Raw genomic sequence first — 2,040 nt, 5'->3', positions numbered from 1 at the left:
AATAACAACGTGGGGATAAAACTAGCAATACAGTTAAAATGACTATAGATTCAGTCATTATAACTATTGCATGAATGCTTTATCCCCACGTTGTTATTTTAAGTACAGTAAATATAATGCGACAACTCTCATATTTACTACTAAAAATTAACCTTATGCGCCTTAGTTCATTATTTAAATCACTTATTAGTATCCTATTCTTATTCCTCATTACATCTTGTGGTGGAGAAGGAGGTGATACCTCTCCGTCAAAAAGAGAAACGACATCAGATTCAGGGATATTATTTGATGCGCCTATTGCCGGGGCGAGAATTATCGTATGGGAGTACGATGGTGGGCGTATAGGTAAGCAACTTGGTGAGTCTACAAGTTCATCTCGAGGTGAATATTCAATTGAGATTAATAGTGGCTCCATGCCCATCTTAATTCAGGCTTTGGGAGGAGCTTATACTGACCCTGCGAGTGGAAATGTAGTTTATGAGGGCGATGGGCAAACACTAAAATTTGAGGCAACAGCATACTTTAATGAAGATAAAGACAACAAAGTGATGTTGACCCCCTTAACCTACATGGCAAAGGGGCTGGCGGATTATTATATTGAAAAACAAGGGCGTGATGCGACAAGTGCCATTAACACCGCTAACACAACGATCAGTAATATGTATGGGTTTAATGTTCATACCGTTGAGCCGACTGATATTGTAAAAGGTGGACAAAGTGCTTATGTTACTGATGGTCACAAATACGGTGCATACTTAACGGCATATTCATCTTATTCTTCTGATTTAGTTAAGAAATACGCGGCAGACGTAGACAGCGCTATTTATACTTCTTTTACGCTGGCAGCTCTTTCGTATAATGACATTAAAGCCGATGGACAATTAGATGGTTTTGAAATTGATAATATTAGTTTATTACCGAAAAATATCTCTTTTGGTAAAGAACCCATCACGAGTGAAACCTATTCTAATGTGCTCGCTCAACATGTATTAATCACTGCAAATAGCTCAACATTAAACGTATCTGGTACTCAACCTGATGATTATAAGCCTTTTGCCAATCTGATTAATGCGTTTGGTACTGCGTCTGATCCTAATGGAATCGTACCATCTAGATCTTCTGTTTCGATTGATGATGAAAATCCAACAGCGGAGCGATCTGATTCTGACGTATTAGTGAAGACTGATGTCATTGATTTGCTTTTCAAAGACAATGTGGGGCTAAAGAGCGCTGAAGTTTATTTACAATATAAGGATGACAGTGGATGGTCATCAGAGATTGCATGTCCAGAAAACGATTTTGGTGACGGTTATTGTCAGATTGATGTATCAGAGTTTAAAGAAGGTTTAAGGGAAGCTCCTGTGTACGTAAGTATTAATACGTTACAGTTAGATCAGATAAGTGAGTCGATCACTGAAGCTAAATTGTCTGTCTATGCCGATGATATTGTGGGCAACAAAAATAAACTGTCCACATCGATTCCTTTTTTATGGGATAACAATGCGCCTGTTATCGAGGTGACCTCCGCTTCAACATTCAATCCAAATAACGACGCCTTTTATTTGTTAGAAGGTTATGTCAAAGAAGATTCTTCTAATATACAAGATCTTACTGTTAGCTTTAATGGTGCAACACCTGAAGGGCTTACCTGTACTCCGTACCTTGTTGACGATGGTTATGAGTGTGCGTTTCAGAAAAGTTATGATAAGTCAGTGTTTGTTAATTCAACCACTCAATTTGCTATTTCAGCGGTTGATGCGATTGGAAATAGCAGTTCGAAGGTACATGAAGTCTTGTCTGATACCACGAGACCTACTCAATCTGTCTCTTATCCTGAAGCATCCATGAGCTTTATTAAGATCATAAATAATGCAAGGCAAGAGGTGATTGAGCGTTACGATTCTAGTTCATTTTCGGCGATAGAGGAGGCAGATAAGTTTTTAAATATTCCTTATGGGTACGCAAAAGATGGTTTACTTGCGATGCAACCTAGTATTGATTTTGATAACTTTAATAAAGAAATTTTAGATATTAACCAAA

1 pseudogene is annotated in these 2,040 nt (G+C 37.9%); it reads left to right on the top strand.

Annotated elements, in window-relative coordinates:
* Positions 1-116: 116 nt before the first annotated feature.
* A pseudogene (locus tag AACV33_RS02020) lies at positions 117-2,040 on the top strand (hypothetical protein); the annotation flags it as partial.

It is taken from the genome of Aliivibrio sp. SR45-2 (assembly GCF_963890165.1).
GTDB classification, from domain to species: domain Bacteria; phylum Pseudomonadota; class Gammaproteobacteria; order Enterobacterales; family Vibrionaceae; genus Aliivibrio; species Aliivibrio salmonicida.
Note: the sequence above shows the minus strand (reverse complement) of the source record. Positions and strands in the feature narration are given on the sequence as shown.